The organism is Pseudomonas sp. Nvir, from assembly GCF_963778085.1.
Lineage (GTDB): Bacteria > Pseudomonadota > Gammaproteobacteria > Pseudomonadales > Pseudomonadaceae > Aquipseudomonas > Aquipseudomonas juntendi.
Window position 1 is genome coordinate 1 of record NZ_CAVZVN010000011.1, and the last position, 1,869, is coordinate 1,869.

Consider the following 1,869-nt stretch of genomic DNA (forward strand, 5'->3'; position numbering starts at 1 on the left):
AGGTTTTACCCGCCTCGCGCACCAGGATCCCCATCAGGGTCGGCATCTGGCTTTCCATCAGCACCGCGGCGCGCTCAAGAATGGCGGCGCGCTCCTGCGGCGGGGTGGCGAACCAGATCGGCGCATTGTTGATAGCGCTGGTCAGCGCCTGCTGCACTTCGGCGTCGCTGGCTTCGCGGACGTAGCCGACGATATCTTTCGGCTCTGCCGGGTTAACCACCGGCTGCATTTCGCCTTCGGCCACCGGCTGCTCCAGCATCGGCAATGCCTGCCATTTATGCAGGGCGCTGTTGAGCAGGGAAGAGGAGAGGGAGGCCAGACGGTGCTCGTTCGCCAGATCGAGACCGGCGGAGTTGCTGCGGCCGCTGCCGTAGAGATCACGCGGCAGCGGGATTTTCGGATGCGGCAGGCCGGCCTGGCCTTCCTGCTGCGCCAGTTTTTCTACTGCGCTGACCGGGTCGGCCACCAGCTCGTCCAGCGGCAGGGTATTGTCCGCGATACGGTTGACGAAAGAGGTATTGGCGCCGTTTTCCAGCAGACGGCGCACCAGATACGCCAGCAGCGTTTCGTGGGTGCCCACCGGGGCGTAGATCCGGCACGGCCGGTTCAGTTTGCCGTCGGCGACTTTGCCCACCACCTGCTCGTACAGCGGTTCGCCCATGCCGTGCAGGCACTGGAACTCATACTGGCCCGGGTAGTAGTTCTGGCCCGCCAGCTGGTAGATAGCCGCCAGGGTATGGGCGTTGTGGGTAGCGAACTGCGGGTAAATCAGGTTCGGCACCGCCAGTAGCTTCTTCGCGCAGGCGAGGTAGGAGACGTCGGTGTAAACCTTGCGGGTATAGACCGGATAGCCTTCGAGGCCTTCCATCTGCGCGCGTTTGATTTCGCTATCCCAGTAGGCGCCTTTCACCAGACGGATCATCAGGCGACGGCGGCTGCGGGTGGCGAGGTCAATCAGGTAATCAATAACAAACGGACAGCGCTTCTGGTAGGCCTGAATAACAAAACCGATGCCGTTCCAGCCGGCCAGCTCTGGCTCGAAACAGAGTTTTTCCAGCAGATCGAGGGAGATCTCCAGGCGATCGGCCTCTTCGGCGTCGATGTTGATGCCGATATCGTACTGGCGCGCCAGCAGGGTCAGCGATTTCAGACGCGGGTAAAGCTCTTCCATCACCCGGTCATACTGCGCGCGGCTGTAGCGCGGGTGCAGCGCGGAGAGCTTAATGGAGATGCCCGGCCCTTCATAAATGCCGCGGCCGTTGGAGGCTTTGCCGATGGCGTGGATCGCCTGCTGATAAGAGACCATATAGGCCTGAGCGTCGGCGGCGGTCAGCGCCGCTTCGCCGAGCATATCGTAGGAGTAGCGGAACCCTTTTTCTTCCAGCTTGCGGGCGTTAGCCAGCGCTTCGGCGATGGTTTCGCCGGTGACGAACTGCTCGCCCATCAGGCGCATCGCCATATCCACGCCCTTGCGGATCAGCGGTTCGCCGCTCTTACCGATGATGCGGTTCAGGGAGCGGGAGAGGCTGGTCTCGTTATGGGTCGACACCAGTTTGCCGGTAAACAGCAGCCCCCAGGTGGCGGCGTTGACGAACAACGACGGGCTGCGGCCGATGTGCGACTGCCAGTTGCCGTTGCTGATTTTGTCGCGGATCAGCGCATCGCGGGTGGCTTTATCCGGAATACGCAGCAGGGCTTCCGCCAGGCACATCAGCGCCACCCCTTCCTGTGAGGAGAGGGAGAACTCCTGCAGCAGACTCTGCACCATGCCGGCGCGGCCGCTGGCGGTCTTCTGGTTGCGCAGTTTTTCCGCCAGCTGATACGCCAGCTTGTGCGCCTGTTCGCCCAGCGACTGCGGCAGTCGGGCCT

1 protein-coding gene is annotated in these 1,869 nt (G+C 62.7%); it reads right to left on the minus strand.

All coding sequences use genetic code 11. The features are described from left to right. Positions 1-1,869 (minus strand): bifunctional proline dehydrogenase/L-glutamate gamma-semialdehyde dehydrogenase PutA (gene putA / locus AACG97_RS00125; RefSeq protein ID WP_338463217.1); only part of this gene is annotated, 1,869 nt, incomplete at both ends.